Origin of the sequence: Salinisphaera dokdonensis CL-ES53 (genome assembly GCF_040361215.1) — a bacterium.
GTDB lineage: Bacteria > Pseudomonadota > Gammaproteobacteria > Nevskiales > Salinisphaeraceae > Salinisphaera > Salinisphaera dokdonensis.
The window spans coordinates 461,489-486,746 of sequence record NZ_APND01000004.1 but is presented as its reverse complement, the minus strand read 5'-3'; the positions used below and the strand labels follow the sequence as shown (position 1 = coordinate 486,746).

Sequence of the window (25,258 nt, the reverse complement as noted above, 5' to 3'; positions counted from 1 at the left end):
ATTACTGATCTGGGCGCATAGAAAATACGGCAACTGAGCGTATCGGCCGTATTACTCAGTCCCAGCTCGGGCTGCCTGCATCCCCACCATGGCTCAGAAGACGCGATACAAGCTCTTTAGAGCACAAGTTTGGAGTAAACAATGAAGCTATTCGTAGCACCACTGTTGAGCCTGCTGGGCACCATTGTGGGCATCGCCCCAGCCGCGGGTCAGAGCGACCCGGACCCCATGGGCGGCGGCATGATGAACGAATCAATGATGCAATGCAGCATGATGGGTGGTCCGATGATGATCGTCTGGATGTTGTTCGTACTCCTGGTGCTTGTCGGGTTGGTGCTCGCTATCGTAGCGCTGGTCAAATACCTGCGTAGCTGAGCGGGCACATTTGTCTATCCCAATCGAGGAGAAAGCTCGCAGAGGTCGTACACAATAAGTATTGACCAAATTCGCTGCATGCTAGGGCGCTGCCGAGGCAGTCTTTAGGGTATTGCCGCCTGCGAAAGTGTGACTATTCGACTTGGCATGTGGTGCAAAGTCTGGCGGTAGACTGCAGAGCGTGCGAGCGGCCTTGAGAACTCGACAGGTTCGGGCGAATGCTTCGGTCGTGATAGCGGTAAGCGGTAGGGGGCCAGTTAATGCCGCGGGGACGGAGCTTTTGGGGCAATCGGATCCTGTCAACGGGCGAGTCGAGATACAGGCGATGTCAGTACGTGTATTTATCGCTTGTGTATTCTCCACGGCACCTAAGGCGTGGCTCTAGGTGCCGTGGCGTAGGTGGCCCCGTCGATGTATCGAGGAAGGAAAGTCATCGATGCATAGTGGCAAGCGGATAGATCGCGTTCGCATGTTCTTGCGCGCGGGAGTTCAGCAACTCGGTTGACTCATGATCAGCGGTGGATGATTTCCCGTTACTGGTCGGTAGCCGGACCTTGCCATACGCGATAGCGCTCAGGGGTATGCTCGCAGATTGCATTACGGAATTTCTCGTCACGGTCGTTGTAGCGTTTCGGGTAGCGTGTGTGGTACCTTCCAACGCATGCCGTCGTCCCGCACCAATCTACAACGACTTGTGGCGATAGTGCTCACAGTGATTGTGGCACTGAGTGCGCAGGCGTGGGCGAGCCACGTGGATTGGCCGTCATCTGATGGCGAAACGTACTCTCACGTTGAGTCCACTGCGGTAGATGGTGCCGATTCCGGCGTTAGCGCTGAACATAATGATCACTGCAGCCATGCATCCGCTCACTTGGTAGGAATACAAAGTGGCACGCCGGATATGGATGTCCACAAGGTATCGTCGCGTAATGGACGGCACCGCGATCTTTATCGCAGTTTGGCTCACACCCCCCTAGTCGACCCCCCCATAGCCTGAATCTTCTTCGCCGGGCGCTGCTTCATTGCAGGCGCCTCTTCTATTGCGATGAGGATTCACAATGTATTTCCCCCGTTTTCTCCCGGGCAAAGCTGCCTGTGGATTTTGCATGCTATGGGTTTCGCTGTCCGCCTCCGCGGTCACGCAGATACCTCAACCTCTGACTCTCAATGCCGCCCTGAATTGGGCGAGCGAATATAATCCAACGCTGCGTTCGGCTCGTCTGCGTATCCAACGCCTCGGTGGCGAGGCCATTCACGCGGATGTCCCTGTGCCATCTAACCCACGCTTGGAACTGGAAGCTGGCCAGCGCGATCAGCCGAACGGCTCAAGTACCGACATCGGTATTCAGCTCAGCCAAGAATTCTGGATAGCCGGGCAGGGCGGTCTACGCGAGGACGCCGCGACAAGTAGGTTGGGCGCCGCTCGAGCTGATTACGATTTCCTGGCGGCCACAACGACGGCGCGTGTGCGTGCGGCGTTCCTTTCTGTCTTGGTCGCGGAGCAGGCGGTAAACACCGCCGAGCGCGTCGTTGATACCAACGAGCAGCTTGAGACTTACGCCAGGAAGCGACTCGACGCAGGCGCAGGTACCCGAATCGAATCCAATGCAGCTCGTCTCGGGTTGCAGCGAGCACGTGCATTCGCCGCCGCGGCCCGGGATACCGCGACCCAAGCGCGGCTGGAACTCAAGGACCTGCTCGCGATCGATCCCACGCGCCGGCTCGCCATCAAGGGCGATCTGAGTTTTGCGCTGCTCGATATGCCGGCTCGTGATCGCTTGCTGACGCGCGCTGTCGAGCGGCGCACGGATTTGCAGGCCGCCGCGTCACGTGTGATTGCCGCACGGAAAGAATTATCGCTGGCCAATCGCGAAATCATACCGAACCTCACCGTGTTCGGTTTTTACCGTGAAGAAGCGGGTGGTCGTGACAAAGGTGGCTCGGATATCACCGGTGGCGGTGTTGGTTTCGAGCTGCCGCTGCTGGATCGCTATGAAGGCGAGCGCCAGATTGCGACCGCTGATCTAGCGCAAGCACAGCTCGATCAGGACAACCTTCAGCGCGAGGTTCGACTGCAGGTGCTTTCGGCCATCAGCGCATATGACGCCGGGCGCGAACGAGCAGATGCGCTGAGTGATGCGGTTTTAGAGGCCGCGGAGAGTTCTCTGGAGCTCACCCGACGCTCATTCGCAGCCGGCAAGGTAGGGGCAACCGCAATTACCTCCGCTCAGAACAACCTTTTTGATGTCCGCCGCGACTATCTCGACGCGCTCGGCGCGCTGGTTACGGCCGGCACCGACCTAGAGCGCGCCACGGGTGGTTTGCTCGTGATGGACAGCCGCGGAGCATCGCAATGAATAGACAGAAACCCATGAGTCACATCCGAATCCCCGTTCTACTGGTCGCCGCGATTCTCTTGCTAACGGGCTGTAACTCCAATAGCGCCGACGCCGAAGGGCCACAGGCCGCCGGGTCGGCGCAAGCGCAAGAAAGCGATCATGCAGATCAAGACGAAGCCCGCCACGAAGGAGAGGAACACGGCGACGCCGAAAAAGGCGCACACGAATCAGCTCAGGGCGAAGGCAAAGGTGGCCACGAGGGGCACGGCGAAGAAAATCCGGATCGCGTCAAGCTCAGCGCCGAGCAATTTGAGCAATTGGATATCGCCACCGGGCCGGCCGAGAGCGGTACGGCGAACGCGTCGATCCAAGCCCCAGCGACCCTGCATTTCGATGCTGACCGCGTCGCTCGTGTGGGCCCGCGATTGCAAGCCAAGGTGGTCGAGGTATCGGCGGATCTGGGTGAAGCAGTATCGCGCGGTGAAACGCTTGCAGTACTCGATAGTGTCGCCTTAGGCAAGGAAAAGGCGGCATATCTCACCGCGGCCGCGCGCTTTAACACGCGCCAGGCCGCCTATGCGAGAGACCGTAAATTGGCTGCGGATCAGATCGTGAGTGATTCGGATTTGGCCGAGTCTCGTGCCGCATACGAACAAGCCAAGGCCGAGCGCCGTGCCAAGCGTGCCGAACTCAAGCTCTATGGCCTCGACAATGCAGCGGTCGATGCCATTAGTAGTGGCGGGGACGAGCCTTTGTCGCGACTTGAGTTGGTCGCGCCCCGCGACGGCGTTATCGCGAAACGCGATCTGGTTGCCGGCCAAACGCTGAGTGCTAACGAAACACCAATCCACGTCGTGGACAACACGCGGATGTGGTTGATGATCGATGCGGCCGAGCAAGCGCTGCCGCACTTAGAAAAAGGCCAGGAAGTGCGCTTCACCGTGCGGCCACTGCCGGATGAAACCTTTGTGGGCACGATCGACTGGATCTCGCCACAGCTCGACGAACAAGCCAGAACGGTACGTGTCCGCGCTGTCGTCGAAAATCCCGACGGTTTGCTTAGAGCCGGCATGTTTGCAGACGCCAACATCGACGCCGGGGCGTCTAGCGGTGAGCGCTCACGCATTGCGCTCGTTCCCGTGGACGCGGTGCAACAAATCGGTGAGCGTGAAGGCGTGTTTGTGCCCGCCGAACACGAGGGTGCTTACACGTTTCAACCGGTAAGTACCGGCGCAGAAAACCAAGGCCAGGTAGAAATCCGGGAAGGGATTCGAGCTGGTGACACCCTGGTCGTGCGGGGCGCATTCGATCTTAAAGCTGCACTCACTGCCGGTGGCCGTAGCGCCGCACACGGCCACTAGGAGGGCGCTATGATTAACGCAATTATTCGCCTGGCTATGGCGAACCGGCTCATGGTGCTCGTCGCAGTCTTCGCGCTAGCTATCGGCGGCTATTTTTCGCTGCGTGCACTACCCGTTGATGCATTTCCGGACGCGACGCCGGCCCTCGTACAGGTATATACCGCTAGCGAGGGCCTGTCGCCGGTGGACATTGAAACGCTGGTCTCCTATCCGATCGAGATCAGCATGTACGGGCTGCCGGGCCTCGAAAAAGTACAGTCCACCTCGATTTTCGGACTGTCGCGTGTCGATGTCTATTTCGAGGACGGCACGGATATCTACTTTGCCCGCCGGCTTGTGAACGAACGGTTATCAGAGGCGCGTCGCAATATTCCAAGTGGTCTAGGCGAGCCACAGCTCGGGCCTATTACGACAGGTCTTGGCCGGATTCTGATGTACACGGTCGAGAACGAGCAGGGTGCGAATTACTCCCTTACGGAAAGACGGACAGCACAGGATTGGCTGATCAAGCCACAGCTGCGCACGGTCGATGGTGTCACGGGCGTGCTCTCGATCGGCGGTTACGAAAAGCAATACCAAGTGCGCTTGGACATGAGTGCCATGACCGCCCGCGGGTTGACCCCGGCGGATGTGCGCCAAGCGCTGGAGCGCAATAATCGTAACGTCGGTGCCTCGTTCATCGAGCGCGGTGGTGAGGAATACATTATTCGCGGCTACGGCTGGGTGTCGTCGGGCGATCAGGGTTTGTCCGATCTGCGCAACACCCGTGTCGGCACGCGTAATGGCCAGCCGGTTTATATTCAGGACATCGCCGAAGTTGGTTATGGCCGGGCAATTCGACGCGGCGCGGAAATCGCTAACGGCGAGGAATCCGTTGGTGGTTATGTTCTCAAGCTGATCGGAACGGATACACAGCGTGTCCTCGAGGATACCAATGCCAAGCTTGAGGAAATCAACAAGTCGTTGCCCGACGGGATGGTCGCCAAGGTCTATTACTCGCAGGCCGAACTGGTAGACAAGGCAACTAGCACGGTCGTCGAAGCGCTGTTAATCGGCGCTGTACTCGTACTTGTTTTGCTGTATCTGTTCCTCGGCAACGTGCGGTCAACGCTTATTGTGGTGTCGAGTGTGCCGCTATCGCTGCTCGTGGCATTCATCGCAATGCGCGTGTCGGGCTTATCCGCGAACTTGATGAGCCTCGGTGGCCTAGCCATTGGCATTGGCATGATGGTCGATGGCTCGGTCGTGATGATCGAAAACATCTTCCGGCATTTTGAGGAGCGTGACCTTAAAGCCGCGAGCATGTCCGATCTGGTCGGGGCCGCGGCGCGTGAAGTCGGTCGGCCGATCGTGTTCGCTGTCGCGATTGTGATCCTCGTGTTCCTGCCGTTGTTCACGCTCCAAGGTGTCGAGGGCAAACTGTTCTCGCCGATGGCCTATACGATCAGCTTCGCGTTGGCCGCAGCGCTGTTGCTATCCCTGACGCTGGTTCCCGTGCTGGCCGTGCTGGCATTCCGACGGGTGACCACGATGCAGGAACCACGGTTCGTGTCATGGATGAAAGCGGGTTATCGGCCGATGCGGGATGCCGCGCTTAAGGCTCCGGTCGTCGTAGTGGGGACGGCGGTCGTGTTGTTCATCGCCAGCCTCGCTGTGTTTCCGCAGTTGGGTACGGAGTTCATTCCGACCCTACGGGAAGGCACATTCATGGTTCGCTCCACGCTGCCGCCCGGGGCGAGCCTGGATTCCGCGATTGCATACGGCAAGCGCATACAGGATACCGTCGGCGAATTCGACGAAGTCACCGGCGCCTATTCACGCGTCGGTCGTGCCGAAGTCGGCGGTGATCCCGAACCGGTCAACGTGGTCGCAACCACCATCAACTTGAAACCGCTCGATGCCTGGCAAAGCGGACGCTCGTACGAGGGTCTTCAGAACGCGATGTCCGAGCGGCTCGCAGCGCGTGTTCCCGGGTTGGCGAACAACTTTTCCCAGCCGATCCAGCTTAGAACCGACGAGCTGCTCTCAGGCGTTCAAGCACAGCTCGTCGTAAGTATCTTCGGAGACGACCTCGACAAGCTAGCCGAGGTCGGCCAGCAGGTCGCCGAACTCGCACGCAATACCACCGGCGCTGTAGATGTGCGTGTTCAGCAGCAGGGCGGCAAACAGCAGATCGTCATAAAGCCAGACCGAGAAGCCTTGTCTCGTTACGGGATTAGCGTGGACGACGTGTTGAACACTGTATCGGTTGGCGTCGGCGGTGCCTCCGTCGGCCAGGTCTTCGATGGCGTGCGGCGGTTCGATATTTTCATGCGCCTACAAGCGGACCAACGCGAGCGGATCGACGCGATTCGCGATCTGAGTCTTCGGGCGCCTGGTGGCGCACTGATTCCACTTTCACGAGTTGCGAACGTGGAAGTCTATACCGGTCCCAAGCAGATATCACGATCGAACGCCAGCCGACGTCTGTACGTGCAGATGAACGTACGCGGACGCGATATGGGTGGCGTCGTAAACGATCTTCGTGCCGGTATCGATCGCGACATCGACATGCCCACCGGTTATTTCGTTGACTTCGGCGGCCAGTTCGAGAACCAGCAGCGGGCCATGAAACGCCTTTATCTCGTCGTGCCCGTCACGATGGCGCTGATCTTCTTGTTGCTCTACAGCGCATTCTCGAGCCTGCGCTATGCGGCGCTGATCTTTTTGAACGTGCCGTTCGCAATCATCGGCGGCATTTTCACCCTCTGGTTGTCGGGATTGTATCTATCCGTGCCCGCTGCTGTCGGCTTTATCGCCGTGTTCGGCGTGGCCGTTCAGAACGGGGTAGTCCTAGTTTCCTATATCAATCAGTTGCGTGATCACGGTATGGAGCTTGATGAAGCAGTGAGCACCGGCGCAGAGCATCGGCTCCGACCCGTACTCATGACGGCCCTCACAGCGATTCTGGGTTTGATTCCACTGCTCATGGCCAACGGTATCGGCTCCAACGTGCAACGGCCTTTGGCTGCTGTGGTGATCGGTGGTCTCGTGACTTCAACGCTCCTGACGCTACTGGTGTTGCCGGCCGTGTACCGCTGGTTCGCCGAGCCACGGCGCGAAGTTGAGTTGTGAGGAGGACTGACCATGAAGGAAACCCAGAGCCTTCCGACTCAAAATCCGCTCGAACACTCGATTTTGGGGCAAGTGGCTACGCTCAAAGCGCAGCGAAGTACCGCGAGGAATTTTCACGAATGCATCGGCGGTGTAAATGGTGCTGTGGAGCGAGTTGGTAGGCCTGGTCCAGATACCCATGCGCTAGACACACTTATTACGCCCAAGGTCGTTGGTGCCACTGGGCCTATGTCGCCCCTTGTCGAAGATATCGCAAGCCGCATGTGGCGAGAGGTTTCGGCTGGGCTACAAAGGCATATCTCACGCGTTCTGGGGTGGTTGCGATGCTAGCGGGCAAATCCTTTGCACACCGTTTACCGCGTCTGCGTGTGACGACCCCAATGCTCGCAGTGGTCGTGGCGTTATTCTTGGTGAGTACCGGCAATAACTCATTTTGGAGTGCGACGGCAAGCGCCGCGGAAATTTCTTGGAGGGAAAACTTCAGGTTTGCTGTGGCAATCTTTGTGATGCTTGTCGCAGCTTTCACATTAGTTATCGCACCATTTGGCTTCCGTTTTCTGTTTAAGCCGGTTATTTCGGGTCTGCTTATCCTGGCGGCCGTGAATAGCTATTTCATGGATACCTATGGGGTCGTCATTGATGCCGGCATGCTGCGCAACACCATAGAAACGGACCCTAGTGAGGTTGACGGTTTACTAAGCCCGGTCTTGTTCTGGCATGTGTTAGGGGCCGGAGTTTTGCCGGCGTTGGTCGTGTACTGGCTCCCAGTGCGCTATGCGACTTTTCCTAAGCAACTGGGCAGGCAACTATTAACGATGACGCTCGCGTTAGGGGTCGTCGGGGCGGCACTTTATAGTCATTACAAAGAATTTTCATTAGTAGGACGAGAAAATAGAAGTTTACGTTATTTGATTAATCCGACTTATTCCATTTACGCGGCTGGCAAGTTGCTGGCTGCTGAGTTAAGCGCCGGTGAGGTAGCACTTCGCCCGCTGGGCCGCGACGCCTACCAGCCTCCGGATCGCTCGCCCGACGGCAAGCCAAGACTCGTGGTTTTCGTGCTGGGGGAAACGGTGCGTGCCCATAACGCTACCTTCGAAGGTTATGAGCGGAAGACCATGCCGCTCATGGCCCAAGAAGAGATTGTCAGCTTTGACAGCGTATATTCCTGCGGCACCGCTACCGCGGTGTCTCTGCCTTGTATGTTCTCCCGACAAAATCGGAGCAGCTATGACGAGTTTGCGTCAGATAACCGCGAGAATTTACTAGATGTCCTAAAACATGCAGGGATTCGTGTGCTATGGCGCGAAAACAACTCCGGCTGTAAGGGTGTTTGCGCGAGGGTGAAAACACAAAACACGACTCAAATGACCGTACCGACTTATTGCAATACAGATGGTTGTTTTGACGAAATTCTATTGTATCAACTGGATAAATGGTTAAGCGAATCTCAGGGCGACACTTTCGTTGTGCTTCATCAGCAGGGCAACCATGGCCCTGAATACTACAAACGATACCCGCCTGAATTTCGCAAATTCCGGCCAGAATGCCGCAGCAATCGTCCGCAGGATTGTAGTCGCCAAGACCTGATAAACGCCTATGATAACGCCATTTTATATACTGACTTCGTGCTCTCGCAGGTGCTGAAGGTTCTGAAGAGTAAATCCGACCGCTATGCAAGCGCGATGATTTATATGTCCGACCATGGCGAGTCGCTCGGTGAGAGTGGCATTTACCTGCACGGCTTACCTTACTTAATCGCGCCGCACGAACAAACCCACGTACCGCTGATGGTTTGGACCTCTTTTGATTTTAGGAGCGAGCGAGGGCTCGAGCGCAAGTGCATGAGGCAGATGAGTGACGACGAGTATAGCCAGGATAATTTGTTCGACACGGTTCTAGGTCTGTTCGCGGTACAGACACAGGTCTACCGGCCCGGGCAGGACATTTTTGCTGCATGTCGCGCCATCGCCTTGACAGGTCGGTAGGTTTGTTAGGAGAGGCCACCCATGTCTGATGTAACTTCAGATCAGCATCCCTTGGCCGAGCGGCTGTTACGGCCCATACGCCGCTTCGCGGCGTATGGGCCATCCAGCGGCATTGTTTTGGTTATTGCTACTGCGCTCGCGCTGCTATGGGCCAACTCTGCGGGATCGTTATTACCAGGCTACGCAGACTTTTGGAACACTGAGCTTTCTCTTCGTCTGGGCGATGTAGAGCTGTCACTTTCGCTCCACGAATGGATTGATGATGCATTGATGGCGCTGTTCTTCTTTCACGTCAGTCTCGAGGTAAAGTACGAATTTCTTCGCGGTGCGCTGTCCACCCGAGACAAAGCGGTCCTGCCAGTGGTAGCAGCGCTAGGCGGCATGCTAGCGCCAGTCGCAGTTTTTCTGATTCTTAACCTACCGGCGGGGGATCCCGGGGGATGGGCCGTACCAATGGCGACAGATGTCGCCTTTGCTATTGCGCTTCTCACCCTACTAGGCAAACGGGTGCCCCCGAGCTGGCGGGCATTCCTACTGGCACTTGCGGTTATCGATGACGTCGGCACGGTTGCCGTGATAGCCCTGTTCTATTCGGCGAAGATCACCATTATTCCATTGCTCGTGGTAGCTTTCGGGCTAGCTCTCGTTTACGCGATGCGCCGTGCCGGGGTCCACGCATTTTTAGTTTATTGGTTGGTTGGCGCTGCCATCTGGCTGGCGATGGAGAAATCCGGCGTTCATCCGACCGTTGCGGGCGTCTTGCTCGGGTTCTTGACGCCGCTTTCCGCGCCACGCCATACGCATTCATACAATGAACAGGCCGCTGAACGCATTCCACACCTATTGCGCGAAGCCTCGTCCTCAAAACGTCGGCTCCTAGAAGAACTGGAACGCGTTAGGCGAGGCGCATTATCGCCGCTGAATATCCTGCAACATCGCCTAGAGCCGTGGGTGTTATTCCTGATCATGCCGGCGTTCGCGCTCGCCAATGCAGGGGTTGATCTGAGCGAAATTAGTCTCGCTGATAATGCCAGCCTATGGGTTCTAGTCGGGAGCGGCGTCGGTCTGGTGGTTGGCAAACCTCTTGGCGTTGTGATGGCCGTACGGCTGGCCACCCTCTCGTCCCGGACAAAACTCCCGGATGGACTCTCTTGGTCAGCTCTGACCGGTCTTGGGCTTCTCGCCGGCGTTGGTTTCACTATCGCTTTATTCTTGACCAGCCTTGCGTTTACAGATCCGGCGATCGCATCGGCCGCACGCGTTGGCATTTTGGCTGGCTCCTTAATCGCCGCATTGGCGGGGCTGGGATTACTTTGGTTGGTTTTACACAAGAATGATGAAAATCGGGTAGCGCAGAGCAAACACGTCGCGTGAGCTGTACGTAACGGCGGTATGACCGAGCTACTACGGTCACCAGTCACGCCAACGGCACACATCTGCGAACTCAAGCTAGCAAAAGGAGACTGATGGTGAAGGAAATCAAGGCTTATGTACGTGAAATCATGCTCGAACAGGTGATTTCAGAGCTGGCTCATATTGAAGGCATACCAGGAATCGCCGTGGTGCATCTACAAGAATATGGCCACGTTCAGGATGGCGGGTTAGAGCGGGTCAAAATGGCCAAGCTCGAAGTCGATGTGCCGGAATCACTTGCTAGGACAGTGGTTGACGCAATCGTGGCCAGCGGACGCACCGGCGACGGCCATCCAGGCGACGGGAAGGTATTCATATCGGACCTACGGGACGCCATTCGAATTAGCGACGGTCATCGCAACGAGGCCGCAGTGCAAATATCGCCGGAATCGGGGAGCTCAAATGAGTGAACATGACCATAGCGGGCATAGCCATAGCGGTAGCACCAAACTGCTGATCGTATCGCTGGTATTTACGAGTGCATACGCTGGCGTCGAGGTGGCTGGTGGCCTTTGGGCCAACTCACTGGCCCTGATTGCCGATGCGGGACATATGATCACCGACTCCTTATCTCTCGGAATCGGCGCTTTTGCGGCATGGCTAAGTCAGCGTCGCGCATCGAGAACGCATACGTATGGATTTGCGCGCGCCGAAGTTATAGGCGCGTTGGTCAACGTTCTGTTCATGCTGGGTATTGTGGTGTGGATTGTTTTTGCCGCTTTCGAACGACTTGCAAATCCACAGGAAGTTGGCGGAACGACCGTTATGATCGTCGCTTTCATCGGCTTACTCGTAAATGTTGCCGTTGCGTGGATTCTGATGCGGGGCGAAAAAAACATGAACGTGCGGGCCGCACTGTTGCATGTGATGGGTGATTTGGCGGGATCTGTCGCGGCCCTTCTTGCCGGGCTGGTCATTTATCTCACTGGGTGGCTGCCGATCGATCCGCTGTTATCACTCTTCATTAGTCTGTTGATTGGTTTCGCAAGCGTGAATGTTCTGCGAGATGTGCTGCGCGTACTAATGGAAGGCACGCCGAGTCACATTGATATCGATAAGCTAAAGCGGGCTATAGCTGAGGTCGACGGTGTCGTCGAGGCGCACCACGTGCACGTTTGGTCTCTCTCATCGAGCCGACATGCGTTATCGGCGCAAATAAAGCTCGACCAGATCGGATTGTGGGAAGAGGTTCTCCCCAAGCTGCAAGAACTGCTGCAGCGAGATTTTGGTGTCGGACACAGCACATTGCAGCCGGAAACCCACCAAGAAGCTAGCTCGTATTCCGCGGACGCTGCAGCACGCTACTAGATTGCGCAGCTTTAACGGTGGTAACCATGGGAAAGAGGTCTGGAATGGTTCGGTTTGTTATTGCCATATTCGCTAGCTTACTTACTCTGGACCATAGCAACGCTCTCGCGGTCGAAATTACTGCTAAAAGCGAAGTGATCCGAGAGCGTTTTGAGTCGACTCTGCAGCGCGCCGAGCGTGGCGACCCTAACGCACAAAATTCAGTAGGCGGCGCATTGGCTGTGGGAGGAGGCGTGACACAGGACGCCGCCGCGGCGTATCGCTGGCTGCGCAAGGCAGCTGAGCAAGGTCATGCGGCTGCCCAATACAATTTGTACCTTTTGTTGCGCCAAAGCCCTAGTCTTGGGGAAAGCTCGGAGGCTGCAATGCAATGGTTGCAAAAAGCGACCGATCAAGGAATTCTTCCTGCGCAATTCAGTCTCGCAGAACTCTATCGCAAAGGTAGAGCAGCTCACGACAATCGACGTGAGCGCGCCGCAATGTATTACTTATTAGCTGCAAAGCAGGGGTTTGCGGCTGCGCAGTTTTATACCGGATGGTGTTATGAAAAAGGAATTGGGGTAAACCAAAATGACGTTGAGTCCATTCGGTGGTACTTGAAAGCCGCGACCCAGGGTCACGTCGACGCCCAGATTAACTTGGCGGTGAAGTACGCCCAGGGCAGGGGCGTTGATAAAAGCCTGACGCAGGCTCGGCGATGGTTTAAGCGCGCAGCAAGACAGAATTCTGCGGTCGCTCAGTACAACCTTGGTAAGCTGTACCAGCGCGCGCAGGGCGATGAAGTCAATCTTGTCGAGGCCTACGTGTGGGTTTCATTAGCAGCAAACAAAGGGCTAGAAGCGGCTATAAAAGAGCAGGCGCTCATCCTGAGCTTAATGTCCGACGAGCAAATCAAACGAGCCGAAACTCTGATTGCAGACCGGAGCGAGACGCTTAATCGGAATGAAGCTCATGATCGCCAAGTGGCGAGTCGCCGTAGTGTAGGAGCCACAAAACCAATATCTGGACTCGAAGCGTTCGCGCCTGAGCAGGCCGAGGCTTTCGAAGACTAAAAACCGGTTAATGCCACCACTTCTAGTCGGGTGTTTCATCGGCCAAATTAGAAGTGTTACGCCTTGTGCCGTTCGAAACACGTGCGACCGTCGAAATGTTCTGAAAGAACAAGTCATTTGGCAAATCTGCTCAGAATAGGCGATGTCGGCATCGGCTCACTTTTCCGGCCGAGCACCGTGCGAACACTCAAGGGCTATTTCAGTAGCTGCCTAGGGAAGAATGGTGGCTTGTGACAGCATCCGCCATAGCGGATCTGCTAAGCCGCCCAGAGCGACGGTGAGCGAGGCGCATAAGAAGACAGAGACTGCCGCCCAGTAGCCGAGTATGTGCATAGGCCGTGCCGGCTCGGCGAAATATACGGGTGCAAGCACGCGCAGGTAGTAAATTAGCGAAACGACGGTATTGACCAGCGCGACCACCGCCAGCCAGGCGTAGCCGGATTCAATCGTGGTGACGAACAGCGCCAGCTTGCCGACGAAACCGGCAAGCGGTGGAATACCCACCAGCGATAGGAAACTCAGGATTAGTGCGGCCGCGAGCAACGGATGCGCGGTGGCTAGGCCGCGATAGTCGGCTAGGTTCGTGCGCCCGCGTAGCTGCGTCACGACACCGAATGCTGCGAGGTTCGCGACGGCATAGCCCGCGAGAAAGAACAGCAAAGCCGGCAGGGCATAGGGGTCGAGCCCCAGCACGACAACCGCCATCAGTGCGTAGCCGGATTGCGAGACTGAGGACCAGCCCAGCATGCGCCGCACGTCATTCTGACCAAGCGCGCCCAGGTTGCCGATGGTCATCGTCGCGACCGCGATCGTGGCAACCACGGCGCGCCAGGCAATGTCTTGCTGCGGGAACAGGTCGACGAAGCGGGCCAGCGCGATGGCCGCGCCGACCTTGGGTGCGATAGTGAGAAAGGCGGCGGCGGGCGGCGGGGCGCCCTCGGCGACGTCCGGCATCCAGGTATGGGCCGGCACGGCCGCGAGCTTGAACGCGACACCCACAACGACGAGGCCGAAGGCGACGAGCGTCATCCATTGCGGACTGTCGTTCGTGCGGGCGGCCAGCTCGCCGTAGTCCGTGGTGGCAAACAGCCCGAACATCAACGTCACACCAAGTACGAGTAGGGTGTTCGCCAGCGCGCCAACCAGAAAATACTTCATGCCGGCTTCGACCGACAGCGGCCAGTTACGGTGGTAGGCGGCCAGCGTATAGCCCGTCACCGAGGACAGAAGGACGGCCATGATCAATTGCATCAGATCTGCCGCGCCGGCTAGCAGCATGGCCCCGAGTGTGGCCAACAACAAGATCGCATAGTATTCGCCGTGGCGCCGGTCGCTGCGCAGCCACTCGGGCGTCAGCAGAACGCTCAAGGCGGCCGTGGCCAGGATGATCACGCGCGCCCAGATGCTGGCGCCGTCGAGGGCCCAGACCCCTGAAAAAGTCAGTCTCGGGGCTTCGCCCAGTTGGGCGATACAGAACGCGGCTGCCATGGCCAGACCGATGAGCGCGCCCGGGGCGGCCAACCATTGATCGCGCTCGCGCATGAAGCTCGCCGCCAGTAGCAGCGCCACCGTGCTGACCAGAACGCTGAGTTCGGGGAGAACGTCGCCGACCGGCATCCTAGAACCCGGCCGTCAAAAAGTCGGTTGCACTGTTGATCGGTTGCAGCAGCCAATTTGGATATATGCCGATCACCACGATCAGCAGTGCGAGTATGGCGAGGGTACCGATTTCGACGCGCGCGAGATCCCCGAAACCCTGGCGGTCGGCCGGCAGCTCACCGAAGAACAGCTGCTGCAGCATCTGCAGGAAGAGCGCGGCGGTAATGAGAATACCCAAGAGCGCGGTGGCGGCCAGCCACGGATAGACGCTGAAAGCACCGACGAATATCTGCAGTTCGGCAACGAAACCGGCGAGCCCTGGCAAACCCAGGCTCGCGAACGACGCGAGAACCGTGAAACGCGTGAGGTTCGGCGCGACCTGGCTCAGCCCGCCGTAGTGCTCGAGGTCGTAGTCGCCGGTGCGCTGCCAGAACGCGCCGCAGATTAAGAACAGCGCGCCGGTGATCAGCCCGTGCGCGACCATTTCCACGGTGGCGCCGGTCAACGCCATCTGCCGCGCGGCCTGCTCGCCGCCGATCGTAGCGGCTGCGGCGATACCCAGCAGCACATAGCCCATATGATTGACTGACGTATAGGCAATGCGGCGTTTGAGATCGCGCTGCGCCATCGAGACCAGCGCACCCCATAGGATCGAGATGACCGCCAGAACGGCCAGCGCGAAAGCATAGCGTGCGAAGGTCTCGCTGAGCATCGAATAGGGAATGCGAATGAGACCATAGGCGCCCATCTTGAGCAGTACACCCGCGAGCACGGCCGAAGCCGGCCCGGGTGCATTCACATGCGCTGGCGGCAGCCAGGTATGCAGGGGTACGAACGGCGTCTTGATACCGAAGCCGACGACGAATCCCACAAGGACTAGCGTCGCGCGCAGGTCCATGCCCGCGAGTGCCTGTTCGGCGATCAGCGTACGCATGTCGAAGGTCAGCGGGTCGGTCGCCAGCACCAGGCCGATGATCGCCAGCAGAATGGCCAAAGAACCGGCGAACGTATAGACAAAGAACTTGATCGCGGCTCGCTCGGCATCGCCGTGGCCCCAACGCCCGATCAGGAAGAACAGACCAACCAGGCTCAGGTCGAAGAAGACATAGAACAGCGCCAGATCCAGAGTAAGGAACACGCCGAGCGATACCGCTTCGAGAAATAGAAACCACGCGTAGTATTCTCGCGCCCGACCCCGCGTTTCCGCAGGCCAAGCGATCGCCGCGACGAACAGCAGGGCGCTCATTGTGGCGACTACCAGTGCGATACCATCGACACCCATACGCCAGCCGATGCCGAGTGCCGGAATCCAGGGATAGTCGATGACGTACTGGAACGCGGGTGCGCCTGCGCTGGTATCGAAGCCGAGCCAGACCGCTGCGAGCAGGAGTAACGGCGCACTGCCTACGCCGCAGGCGAGCCATCGGTACGCTGGTTCATTCAGGCGTAAGAAACTGAACGCGAGCGCGCCCAGCAGCGGGATCAGAATGGTGGCCGTGAGCATGCTATCGCCCCACAAAGAGAATGATCGCCAACACCACGGCGCCCGCGGCCATGAAGGCAAGATAGTGGTGTGAAAGCCCGGTCTGGAAACGGCGGCTGTCATCGCCGCTCAGGGCAAACCAGCGATTGGCGCCCTCCGGCAGGCCGTCGGCAAGACGGTCTAGCCCTCGATAGGCGACACGCGCTGTGAAGAGCCCGCCGGCGCCGATTCGGCGCACGGCGCCATCGATGATGGCATCGTCGAATCCTGCGCAGCGCTGTGCGAGCGCCTGAATGGGGCGCCCGATCAAGCGATCGATCGCGAAGGGCAGGCCAAGCCAGTCGGCGCAGCTTGCGAGCGCGCCGCTCGCGCCCAGGGCCGGGTGCTGGCGCGCGATCATGAGGCCGGCGTAAAGACCGACGCCGACAGCCAACAACGAGCCAATGGTCTCCCAGGCCGGAGGCGCCGGAAACGGGGTCGCGAACCAGCCGCCCAACGCCTGCTGTATGACCGGCACCCAGAGTAGGGCTAGCGCCAGGCTGGCTGTGGCCAGCAAACCGATCGCTATTGTTTCGGTCGTTCGCGACGTGGCGGCGATATCGTCGGCACCGGGACCGTAGACGCTATAGACAAAGCGCATGGCATAGGCTGCGCTCAGGGCGCCGGCGAGCATGACGGCAAACGCCAACCAAGGGCTGAAATGCCCGGCCGCCGCGACCATCATTTCCTTCGTCCACGCTGCGCCCAGCGGCGGTATGCCGGCCAAGGCGAGCCCGCCGACCGCAGTTGCCACGGCCGTGACCGGCAGCACGCGGCCGAAGCCCATCTCCGTTAGGCTGAAACTCACGGCCTGGCGGCCCGCGATGCCGGCGCTTAGAAACAGCAATGCCTTGAAGACCGCGTGCGCCACCAGATGCAGCAGCGCTATTTCAGGATAGCCCGCGCCGACCGCGACGAACATCAAACCGTAGTGTGCAGAGGTGGAAGCCGCGAGCAATTTCTTTGCGTGAGGCTGGAGCAGGGCGGTCAGACCGCCTGCAAGCGCCGTGGCGAGACCGATGCCGATTGTGGCAGGTTCAAACCAAGGCATCTGAGCGAGTATCGGTTCGAGCCGGATCAACAGATAGGCCCCCGCAGCGACCATGGTGGCCGAATGCAGCAGGGCAGACACCGACGTCGGCCCGTCCATGGCACGAAACAACCACGGCGCGAACGGGAGCTGGCCGGATTTCGCGGCCGCGCTCAGTACGATCCCGGCAACCAGAATCGTTTGCTGCGGCCCACCGAGGGTTTCGAGCGCGGCAAAAGCGAAGGTACCCGTATCCCTGAACACGACCATGGCCGCGACGAACAGTCCGAGATCGCCGAAACGGGTCATCACGAATGTGTAGCGCGCCGAAGCCGCATGCGATACGCGTTGCCGTTCGTGCCCGATCAACGCCCAAGAGCAGGCGCCGACTAGCTCCCAGCCGATAAGCAGGGTGATAAGGTCGGCCGCGATCACAAGCAACAGCATGGCGCCGACGAACAGCAGTAACAGCGATACCAGACGGTTCAAACCCTGCAAGCGTTCGTGGGCCGCGGCGTAGGCCAGCACGGGTAGCGCAATGACCGGTACCAGCAACGCCATGACGACCGACCGTGAGGTCAGCACCACCTCGAACTGAAGCGGGGTACTCCAGGCGAATCGTCCGACCCAGCCCTCCAGGCCCGCAAAAACCGTCAGCAACAGTGTGGCGAGCAGCACACCAAGGCCCGCAGCGCCCAGAGCGGGGCGGCGCTGCATCGGCGACGCATGAACGATCACGGCAGCGAAAAGCGGAAACAGGGCGACAAGCCAGAGCATGATCAATGCTTCAGCGTTGTCAGGCCTTCGGTGACATCAGCCTGGCGATTGCGGTAGACCGCAGTGATCAATGCGAAGCCCGCAGCCATCTCGACCGCCATCACCGCCATCACGACAATGGTCAGCAGCTGGCCTGTCGGCAGGCCGCCTGCGGTAAGCGACCAGAAACCGACCGCTGCGAGCATGACGCCGTTGAGCATCAGTTCGAGGCCCATCATCAGCATTACGAAGGACTGCTGCGACAACGTGCCGTATAGCCCGATGCCAATGAGCGCGGCGGCGACGATCAATATCGTGGTGAGTGTCATGAGCGCTTCCCGATCAATGGTGGTGATGGGCGTGGCCGCTGGCCTGTCCGGGCTGGCGCCCGGCCGGTTCGCCACCCGGTTCCAGGGGCGGCGGTACCGAGCCCGTATCGGCGGCGCCGAAGCGTCCGCTGCGGCTGGACAGAATGACGCTGGCAACCATGGTTGCCAGCAGCGTGACACCGGCGGTTTCGAAGATGAGCATCGAGTCGCCGAGCAGTTCCTTACCGAGACCGGCGACGACCTCGGTGCCCGGTGCGACCGGGTTGGAGGTAAAGCGCGTGACAATGATCAGACCGGTCAGTGCCGCGAAGAGGAAGACGCCGGCCGCGATCGAGAAACGGTGCTGGTGCACCATCATCATCGGATTCAGGCCCGCCGGGTTCATCATGTACATGACCATGAACAGCGCCATCACCATCATCTCCACTGCCATCATGAAAACGGTCGCGATGCCGAGATACGGCGCGTTCAGCAAGACCATGATCAAGCCGACGGCGATGAACGACAGCATCAGGAGGAACGAGGCGCGAACCATCGAGTCGGTGCAGAACACGCGCCAGCCGCTTACCACGGCGATCGCCGCGAAGATCCAGAATGCGATATCGGTGACGTTCATAGCGCCAATACTCCGGCCCATACCAAGTGCACGAACGATAGCGGCAGTAGCACCGTCCAGATCAAAGTCATCATCCGACTCGGCGAAATCCGAGCCAGCTGGTGGCTGAGGCCGACCAGGACCAGAAGCACGGCTGCAGTCTTGAGCACCAGCCACATCGGCCCGGGCAACCAGGGCCCCAGATAGCCGCCCAGGAATACACTGGCCGCTACGGTGGCTACCGCTGTAAGCATCGCGAGCCGCGCGAATTCCCAGACCAGTCGCGGCGCGCCGGATACCTCGGCCGCGGTGCCGTCCGCAATATCCGCCGAGTCGGCATAGTTGAACGGGCCTCTGAAGCTTAGAGACAGGCCAAGCAGCAGGAAAAGCGGCAGCCCGAGCGGCTGTCGGATGACGTTCCAGAGGCCGCGCTGGGATTCGATGATCTTTGGAATAGCCAGCGACTCGGCGGGCAACGCCGTGGCGATAAGCACGAACATGCTGATCAGCATGACCGGCAGCCCGATGGCGACATAGCGGTAGGCGCCGATCAGGCCGAATTGGGAATTGGCCGACCAACCGTGGAGGAAGACGATCACGACCGTCAGCGCTTCGATGGCACCCCACCAGACGATGCCGACTTCGAGGTCCGCAAGTACGTTGGTGCTGGAAAAAGGCACGAGTGCGACACCGGTACCAGCCAGCCCGGCATACAGTGGAGGCGCCAGACGCCAGTTCAGCAAATCCGGCGCTTCGGTCAGATTGGACTGGTGGCGCAGCATCGTGGCGCACCGGTAGAGCGGGTTGGCGAGCGGCGCGCGCGGCGACCGGCCTTCGCGCGCGGCCGACCATAGACCGTCGAGCACGGCGATGTACCACGCCATGCCGAGGAGGAAAGCGACCCAGGCCACGGTTAGAGCGATTGGGGTCATGGGGTTTCCAGTGGCCCCATGCGACACAGCGCGGCGCTATCGAAACTGTTGAGCACCAGCAGCGCCTCACTCCATTCAAGTCCGGGTAACAGCTCGGTTACGCGATAGTCGATCGGCGGTGCCCGAAGCGCCCAGGGCGCCTCGACAAGTGCGCCTTGGTCCATCATCGCGTCGGGTGCCGCCGAAACGAGTGCCAGCGCTTGTTCGGCTTCGTCGAACCATTGCGCCAGACGCGCTCGACAGTCGCTCTTCGTTTGCGTAACCGGCGTGAAGTCAAGTCGCGTGTACGTTGGGTTATCGCTGCGGTCGTCGATGGCGTCGCCGGCAGCGCGTTGTGCCGGCCCACCGAGTTCACGCGCCAGTCGGTCATCGATACGACCGAGCCCCGGCGCGAGCGCAGCACGCAAACCCGCGCGGGCGGCGGCTTTTCGCAGTGGCTCAATAGTGACCCTTTCGTTAGCGCGTACACGCACCGCCAAAATTTGGGCGCGGCGGCTCAATGTCGGCAATCCGACAAGCGACAGTACGCGGGCGATGCACACGAGATGGTGTGCAGCGCGTGCGCGCTCGATCTGAGCCAAGGCCGTCGTTTCGTGCAACAAGCGGTCGAACGGTACGCGATCGACGTCGCGCGGCGGATAGGGTGGGTGAACCACTTCGGCTGACTGGATCACGTCGCCCTGGAACGTGACCTCTAGTACCAGCCCAGCGGGCCAGTACGGCATGAACGGGCCGATCTGGGTGGTGTAGACATCCAGCGCCAGACCGTCGCGAATATCGGGCGTCGGCGGCATGGGCATCATGCGTCCATAGGGCACGCCACCCATCATTCCTTCGCCGCCTTGACCGTGATCGCCCTTGCCGCGCCAGGGAGCGGGTGGCTCGTCCGCGAGCCGGTGGGTCTCCGACGCATGGGCGCCGGAAATCAGGTTGCGGTAAAGCGCACGTAAAGAAATTACTGGATCGTCGGATGACGCAGCGCGCTGCGCTTCGTCCACGTCGTCGCCCTGTTCGTCTCCCCACCAGAACGTAGCGCGTGGGTGCGGCAGCTGGTCGTGGAGCCGGTCGAGATAGGCCTGGTCGCTATCCCGGACGCGGCCCGCAACCAACAGGATGCTGGCGTGTCGGGGTGTGGCGGTCACGTCGATATCCGCACTCTGCAGCAAGCGCTCGACGGCAGGGGCGCGGTCGCGCCCCATGGCCACGAATACCGGCACGGGGGCGCGTGCCGCCAGGCGTTCGAGCATCTTCACTGCCACCGGAAGATGCCTTCGCGCCAGCCGTAGAGGATGCCCACCGTGAGGATAGCGAGGAACATGCCCATCTCCGCGAGCGCCTTGACGCCTTCGGCGACGTACACGACCGCCCATGGGTACATGAACATCATCTCCATCTCGAAGGCGATGAACAGTAGCGTCATCGAGTAGTAACGCACATGAAAACGCTGCCAGGCGTGCGTGTTCGGTGCGCTACCCCCGAGAAACGGGATCTTCTGCGACTCGACCACGCGATCGCGACGAGTGCGTGCCGCGACCCACTGCAAGAGCAGGGCGCCCGCCACGATCGTGCCCATGATGGTGAGTAGGCCCGTTAACGCCATTGCGTTTTATCCTCTTTGGCTCGCTGCAAGCCCGTACGCAAAGTCCACAGACATGCTAACGAGATGAACGCCCTCCATACATCCGGTGATTTCCCTATCAGTACCAGGCGCGGATACCGACCACGAAAGCGGTCGACGACGTTTCCTCACCTTCGGCCTGGGCGATGTCCTTGGTTTCGCCGTAGGTCTGCTCCCAACGCACGCCGATATAAGGCGCGAACTCGCGCTTGATCTCGTAGCGCAGCCGGATCCCCATCTCGGTGTTATTGAGACCGCTGCCCAGTCCGTATTCCGGCACATCCTGGGCTGAGGCATTGATTTCGGCCCGTGGCTGCAGGATCAAACGCTGGGTAAGCAACAGCTCGTACTCGAATTCGCCGCGGAAACTCACGTCGCCGTCTTCGCTAACGAACAACGCCGTATCTGATTCGAACCAGTAGGGCGCGAGCCCCTGCAGGCCGAGTACGGCAAAGCCGCGGTCCGGGTTTGGATTGACGTCGTAGCGCAGACCGGCCTGGGCGCTCCAGAAAGGCGTGATCGTGCGGTTGTAGAGTGCTTGGAACTCGGTGTCCTCGGGCGAGCCGCCGCGCATTGGGCCTTCACCCTCGGTCTTTAGCCAAAGTTTGTTGTAATCACCACCGATCCAACCCTGGGCGTCCCAGAGATAGTTGTTGGTGCCGTCGACATCGCCGTATTCGAGGCGATCGATCAGAAAGAACTTATGGACCTGCTGATCGTGGATCGGTTTTTTCCAGTTGAGCGGTGCGCCGCTGTTCGGGTCGGCAGGCCCCGCGGGTATCACTGAGTCGAGATCGGCTTTGCCATCGGAGGCGGCAAGAGCCGGGGCCGTAGATCCCAAGAAAAGGACAGTCGCGCTGAGGATGGCTGGGGTCGATTGTTTAAGCATTGTTTTCTCCCGATTGATCGCTTACCCGCACGACGCGGAACATGCCCATTTCCATGTGATAGAGCAGGTGGCAGTGGAAGGCCCAGCGGCCGGGCTCGTCGGCCGTGACCAGCAGCGAGGCGCGCGAACCCGGCAGCACGCTCAGGGTGTGCTTGAACGGCAGGTGCTCGCCCTGGCCATTCTCAAGCTCCATGAACATGCCGTGCAGATGGATGGGATGTTCCATCATCGTGTCGTTGACCATGATCAACCGGATCCGCTCGCCGTACGGAAATTCGATCGGTGTGGCATTGGAGTACTTCACACCGTCGAACGACCACATATAGCGGTCCATATTGCCGGTCAGGTGGACCTCGATGGTCTTCGACGGTTCACGCCGGTCCTGCATTGGAACGACGTTACGCAGCTGGCTGTAGGTGAGCACGCGATGATTGACGTCCTCCAGCCCGGTGCCCGGTTCGGCGAGGCGATCACGCTGTACGTTGGCGATGTTGATATTGCCGGCACCGTGCATGTCGGGGCCGTGCTTGGCGATCACCGGGCCTGATTGTTCCATCATTGCGCCAGTGCCCATGGTGCCGGCATTCGGGCCTGTGCCATGGGCCATCTTCTTCATGTCGTGACCCATACCCGTCATCTTGTCCGACATCTTCGAGTCGGCCGTCTTGTGGCCCTGATGCGACATCCCGGCCATGCCGGATTCCTTTTTGGGCATGTCCATCTTTTGCATCGAGCCGTGATCCATAGCCATCTGGCTGTGGCCCATCTGTTTCGGGCTCTTGCCGTGCGACATGTCCATGCCGCCCATGTCCATCTGGCTCATGTCCATACCCATATCCATCATCGTGCGCTGCGGCTGTTCGCGCAGTGCCGGCACGGGCGCGACCATGCCCACCCGCGGCGCGAGCGTGCCGCGGGCATAACCGCTGCGATCCATGGTCTCGGCCATGATCGTGTAGGCCTGATCGGCCTTCGGCTGTACGACCACGTCAAAGGTCTCGGCCACGCCGATCTGGAACTCGTCGGTCTCGACCGGCTCCACTTCCTTGCCGTCGGCCGCGACGACCGTCATCGGCAGGCCTGGCACGCGGACGTTGAAATAGGTCATCGCGGAGGCGTTGATCACGCGCAGGCGAATACGCTCGCCGGGCGTGAACAGGCCGGTCCAGTTGGCGTCGGGATGCACGCCGTTCATCAGGTAGCTGTAGGTATGACCAGTGACGTCGGCGATATCACGCGGGCTCATGCGCATGTCACCCCAGGCCAGGCGATCCTTCAGCGTGGTGGCGACGCCGGATTGGCGAATATCCTCGGCCAGATCGCCGAGCGTGCGCTCGCTGAAGTTGTAGTAATCGCTCATTTCCTTGAGCTTTGCGAGCAGACGATGCGGATCCTCGAAGGTCCAGTCGTTGAGTACGATGACGTACTCGCGGTCGGCATTGATGCCGTCGTCGCCTTGCGAATGAATCACGATCGGCCCGGTCTGGCCGACTTGCTCCTGCAGCCCGGAATGGCTGTGATACCAGTACGTGCCAGCTTGGCGCACCGGAAAATCGACTTCGAAGGTCTCGCCCGGATCGATGCCGGGGAAGACCACGCCGGGCACGCCGTCCATCTGGAATGGCAGCAATATGCCGTGCCAGTGGATCGAGGTCGACTCGTCGAGATGGTTATGCACCCGCAGGTGGGCGTTCTGTCCTTCCCAGAGTTCGACGATCGGGCCGGGCGTGGTGTGATTGAGCGTGATAGCGGATGCCCGGCCGCCGGCGATATTGATCGTCTCGCGGCGGACATGGACGTCCATCACCACATCGCGTGCGGCGCCGCCCGGGACTTGAGCGGCGGCGGTGTCGAGGTGTCTTGCCGCGCCTTCGGCCATGCTGTTGCGGGCATAGGCTGGTAACAACGCATTGAAGCCGGCCAGCACGCCGGTCGCGCCCATGGCGCGCAACAGGCGACGTCGGTCGCTATCGTGTGTATGTCGAGTCATTTAAATATCCTCGTTATGCAATTGGTTCGGATGACATGCGAGCCGTGTTTCGACGATTGCACGCCTAATGCGCGTGCCCATCGTCGTGACCCGCGGTTGAGTCGCCGCCGCTCTCTGGCCCCTTGGTGCCCTCATCGTAATGCTCCTCGTTCGAGCCGGCGCTGTGCGCGTCGTTATGGCCTTTACTGGAGCCGGTCGTCGCATCCACTTCGCGAGTTGCGTTTCCACCACCATGATCGGGTGCGCCGCCACTGGCGTGGTGTCCGACGCCGCTCGCTTCGGCCCGTGCCAGCATTTGGTCATAGTCGGCCGCTGACATTCCCGGCAATTTCTCGACGAACGCGGTCATAGCCCACATGTCTGCGTCGCTGTGTGACGAGCCCCATTCGGGCATGCCGGACGCCTTGATGCCGTGCTTGATCACCCAGAAAATTTCGCCTGCACTTTTTTCCTCAGCGGCGTGCGTAAGTTCGGGTGGTTTGGGATACATGCCGCGCGCGGCAACCGATTGTTGCCTACCAGGTGGGGCATGACACGCGCTACACATGGCGTCGAAGTTGGCAGCGCCTGCCAGTAACTGGTCTTGAGAGCCCAGCTCGGGGGCGTCGATACCGGAGGCCTGCTGTTCGATCGATTTATGAACAGTTTCTTCCAATGCCCAGCGCGTGATGCGCCAATGTTCGCTGGTGGCCGCGACGTTGTAGATGCCGGAATAAATTGCGCCCGCTGCCACGCCGCCTGCGATTAGCAGGCTCACGACTAACGTCGCAACAATAATTTTCAAAGTTCGCACGCTGCGTCTCCGTCGGAACGGTGACGCGGTGGAGCGATCTAGGGAATATTAGCCAAGATCAACACCAAGTTTTGGTGCCACTCGACAAATCCCGGTAGACCACTTCGCAGAAGCCGCAACCACCGTCCTGATTGATGTTTGGCGCATGTGAAATGCACCAGAAGCTTCAATTAGACGCGGATAGACGGCGGCCGATAGGGGGGGTGGTCGAACCCGGGGGCGACCGCGACAAGCGCACGGCTTACCAAGTGCGCC

20 protein-coding genes are annotated in these 25,258 nt (G+C 59.6%); 9 read left to right on the top strand and 11 right to left on the bottom strand.

The annotated features are described in order from the left end of the window. Window positions 1-141: 141 nt before the first annotated feature. From SADO_RS14635 to SADO_RS14595, 9 genes are all read left to right on the top strand, one after another. Window positions 142-375 carry a hypothetical protein gene (locus SADO_RS14635; RefSeq protein ID WP_353112669.1) on the top strand — a complete coding sequence of 78 codons (234 nt, stop codon included), beginning with the start codon at window positions 142-144 and terminating at the stop codon, window positions 373-375. Window positions 376-1,433: 1,058 nt separating this feature from the next. Continuing rightward, a complete protein-coding gene (locus tag SADO_RS14630; protein ID WP_353112667.1) occupies window positions 1,434-2,732 on the top strand; it encodes a TolC family protein in 1,299 nt (432 codons plus the stop codon). Further along, window positions 2,729-4,075, top strand: a complete 1,347-nt coding sequence (locus SADO_RS14625; RefSeq protein ID WP_353112665.1) for an efflux RND transporter periplasmic adaptor subunit — start codon at window positions 2,729-2,731, stop codon at window positions 4,073-4,075. Before SADO_RS14630 ends, SADO_RS14625 begins: the two co-directional genes overlap by 4 nt. Window positions 4,076-4,084: 9 nt before the next feature. After that, on the top strand, window positions 4,085-7,189 hold the full coding sequence (locus SADO_RS14620) for an efflux RND transporter permease subunit (RefSeq protein ID WP_353112663.1): 3,105 nt from the start codon (window positions 4,085-4,087) through the stop codon (window positions 7,187-7,189). Between the two features lie 380 nt (window positions 7,190-7,569). Further along, window positions 7,570-9,177, top strand: a complete 1,608-nt coding sequence (locus tag SADO_RS14615) for a phosphoethanolamine transferase (RefSeq protein WP_353112661.1) — start codon at window positions 7,570-7,572, stop codon at window positions 9,175-9,177. 21 nt (window positions 9,178-9,198) lie between these two features. Then, window positions 9,199-10,551 carry a Na+/H+ antiporter NhaA gene (gene nhaA / locus SADO_RS14610; RefSeq protein WP_006912610.1) on the top strand — a complete coding sequence of 451 codons (1,353 nt, stop codon included), beginning with the start codon at window positions 9,199-9,201 and terminating at the stop codon, window positions 10,549-10,551. A 92-nt stretch (window positions 10,552-10,643) separates the two neighbouring features. Further along, a complete protein-coding gene (locus SADO_RS14605; RefSeq protein ID WP_006912609.1) occupies window positions 10,644-11,000 on the top strand; it encodes a P-II family nitrogen regulator in 357 nt (118 codons plus the stop codon). Then, window positions 10,993-11,898 carry a cation diffusion facilitator family transporter gene (locus SADO_RS14600; RefSeq protein WP_293623284.1) on the top strand — a complete coding sequence of 302 codons (906 nt, stop codon included), beginning with the start codon at window positions 10,993-10,995 and terminating at the stop codon, window positions 11,896-11,898. The genes SADO_RS14605 and SADO_RS14600 overlap by 8 nt, the downstream gene beginning before the upstream one ends. Window positions 11,899-11,942: 44 nt before the next feature. Then, entirely contained in the window at window positions 11,943-12,950 is a 1,008-nt protein-coding gene (locus SADO_RS14595; RefSeq protein ID WP_293623282.1) for a tetratricopeptide repeat protein, read from the top strand. Window positions 12,951-13,160: 210 nt separating this feature from the next. Here the strand turns inward: SADO_RS14595 and SADO_RS14590 are convergent, their stop codons facing one another. From SADO_RS14590 to SADO_RS14540, 11 genes are all read right to left on the bottom strand, one after another. Continuing rightward, window positions 13,161-14,567, bottom strand: coding sequence for an NADH-quinone oxidoreductase subunit N (locus tag SADO_RS14590; protein ID WP_293623280.1), 1,407 nt, complete (start codon window positions 14,565-14,567; stop codon window positions 13,161-13,163). 1 nt (window position 14,568) lies between these two features. Next, window positions 14,569-16,053 carry a complex I subunit 4 family protein gene (locus tag SADO_RS14585; protein ID WP_353112657.1) on the bottom strand — a complete coding sequence of 495 codons (1,485 nt, stop codon included), beginning with the start codon at window positions 16,051-16,053 and terminating at the stop codon, window positions 14,569-14,571. Between the two features lies 1 nt (window position 16,054). Further along, window positions 16,055-17,878: an NADH-quinone oxidoreductase subunit 5 family protein gene (locus SADO_RS14580; protein WP_353112655.1), complete on the bottom strand. Its 1,824-nt coding sequence runs from the start codon at window positions 17,876-17,878 to the stop codon at window positions 16,055-16,057. Window positions 17,879-17,880: 2 nt separating this feature from the next. Then, window positions 17,881-18,186: an NADH-quinone oxidoreductase subunit NuoK gene (gene nuoK / locus SADO_RS14575; RefSeq protein ID WP_353112653.1), complete on the bottom strand. Its 306-nt coding sequence runs from the start codon at window positions 18,184-18,186 to the stop codon at window positions 17,881-17,883. 13 nt (window positions 18,187-18,199) lie between these two features. After that, window positions 18,200-18,802 (bottom strand): NADH-quinone oxidoreductase subunit J family protein, encoded by a 603-nt coding sequence (locus SADO_RS14570; protein WP_353112651.1) that lies wholly within the window; start codon window positions 18,800-18,802, stop codon window positions 18,200-18,202. Continuing rightward, window positions 18,799-19,713 (bottom strand): NADH-quinone oxidoreductase subunit H, encoded by a 915-nt coding sequence (locus tag SADO_RS14565; protein ID WP_353112649.1) that lies wholly within the window; start codon window positions 19,711-19,713, stop codon window positions 18,799-18,801. The genes SADO_RS14570 and SADO_RS14565 overlap by 4 nt, the downstream gene beginning before the upstream one ends. After that, window positions 19,710-20,972, bottom strand: a complete 1,263-nt coding sequence (locus tag SADO_RS14560; RefSeq protein ID WP_353112647.1) for an NADH-quinone oxidoreductase subunit D-related protein — start codon at window positions 20,970-20,972, stop codon at window positions 19,710-19,712. The genes SADO_RS14565 and SADO_RS14560 overlap by 4 nt, the downstream gene beginning before the upstream one ends. After that, on the bottom strand, window positions 20,963-21,313 hold the full coding sequence (locus SADO_RS14555; RefSeq protein WP_123657066.1) for an NADH-quinone oxidoreductase subunit A: 351 nt from the start codon (window positions 21,311-21,313) through the stop codon (window positions 20,963-20,965). The genes SADO_RS14560 and SADO_RS14555 overlap by 10 nt, the downstream gene beginning before the upstream one ends. A 97-nt stretch (window positions 21,314-21,410) precedes the next feature. Then, a complete protein-coding gene (locus tag SADO_RS14550) occupies window positions 21,411-22,172 on the bottom strand; it encodes a copper resistance protein B (RefSeq protein WP_353112644.1) in 762 nt (253 codons plus the stop codon). Between the two features lie 40 nt (window positions 22,173-22,212). Then, window positions 22,213-24,210, bottom strand: coding sequence for a copper resistance system multicopper oxidase (locus SADO_RS14545; RefSeq protein ID WP_353112642.1), 1,998 nt, complete (start codon window positions 24,208-24,210; stop codon window positions 22,213-22,215). 64 nt (window positions 24,211-24,274) lie between these two features. Then, window positions 24,275-25,003 (bottom strand): c-type cytochrome, encoded by a 729-nt coding sequence (locus SADO_RS14540; RefSeq protein WP_353112640.1) that lies wholly within the window; start codon window positions 25,001-25,003, stop codon window positions 24,275-24,277. Window positions 25,004-25,258: the final 255 nt, after the last annotated feature.

Bases quoted from the DNA above. Each gene is read 5' to 3' on its own strand.
- SADO_RS14590 (WP_293623280.1), bottom strand. From the start codon at position 14,567: ATGCCGGTCGGCGACGTTCTCCCCGAACTCAGCGTTCTGGTCAGCACG.
- SADO_RS14605 (WP_006912609.1), top strand. From the start codon at position 10,644: ATGGTGAAGGAAATCAAGGCTTATGTACGTGAAATCATGCTCGAACAG.
- SADO_RS14585 (WP_353112657.1), bottom strand. From the start codon at position 16,053: ATGCTCACGGCCACCATTCTGATCCCGCTGCTGGGCGCGCTCGCGTTC.
- SADO_RS14635 (WP_353112669.1), top strand. From the start codon at position 142: ATGAAGCTATTCGTAGCACCACTGTTGAGCCTGCTGGGCACCATTGTG.
- SADO_RS14625 (WP_353112665.1), top strand. From the start codon at position 2,729: ATGAATAGACAGAAACCCATGAGTCACATCCGAATCCCCGTTCTACTG.
- SADO_RS14545 (WP_353112642.1), bottom strand. From the start codon at position 24,210: ATGACTCGACATACACACGATAGCGACCGACGTCGCCTGTTGCGCGCC.
- SADO_RS14555 (WP_123657066.1), bottom strand. From the start codon at position 21,313: ATGGCGTTAACGGGCCTACTCACCATCATGGGCACGATCGTGGCGGGC.
- nuoK (WP_353112653.1), bottom strand. From the start codon at position 18,186: ATGACACTCACCACGATATTGATCGTCGCCGCCGCGCTCATTGGCATC.
- SADO_RS14595 (WP_293623282.1), top strand. From the start codon at position 11,943: ATGGTTCGGTTTGTTATTGCCATATTCGCTAGCTTACTTACTCTGGAC.
- nhaA (WP_006912610.1), top strand. From the start codon at position 9,199: ATGTCTGATGTAACTTCAGATCAGCATCCCTTGGCCGAGCGGCTGTTA.
- SADO_RS14620 (WP_353112663.1), top strand. From the start codon at position 4,085: ATGATTAACGCAATTATTCGCCTGGCTATGGCGAACCGGCTCATGGTG.
- SADO_RS14615 (WP_353112661.1), top strand. From the start codon at position 7,570: ATGCTCGCAGTGGTCGTGGCGTTATTCTTGGTGAGTACCGGCAATAAC.
- SADO_RS14630 (WP_353112667.1), top strand. From the start codon at position 1,434: ATGTATTTCCCCCGTTTTCTCCCGGGCAAAGCTGCCTGTGGATTTTGC.
- SADO_RS14565 (WP_353112649.1), bottom strand. From the start codon at position 19,713: ATGACCCCAATCGCTCTAACCGTGGCCTGGGTCGCTTTCCTCCTCGGC.
- SADO_RS14580 (WP_353112655.1), bottom strand. From the start codon at position 17,878: ATGCTCTGGCTTGTCGCCCTGTTTCCGCTTTTCGCTGCCGTGATCGTT.
- SADO_RS14600 (WP_293623284.1), top strand. From the start codon at position 10,993: ATGAGTGAACATGACCATAGCGGGCATAGCCATAGCGGTAGCACCAAA.
- SADO_RS14570 (WP_353112651.1), bottom strand. From the start codon at position 18,802: ATGAACGTCACCGATATCGCATTCTGGATCTTCGCGGCGATCGCCGTG.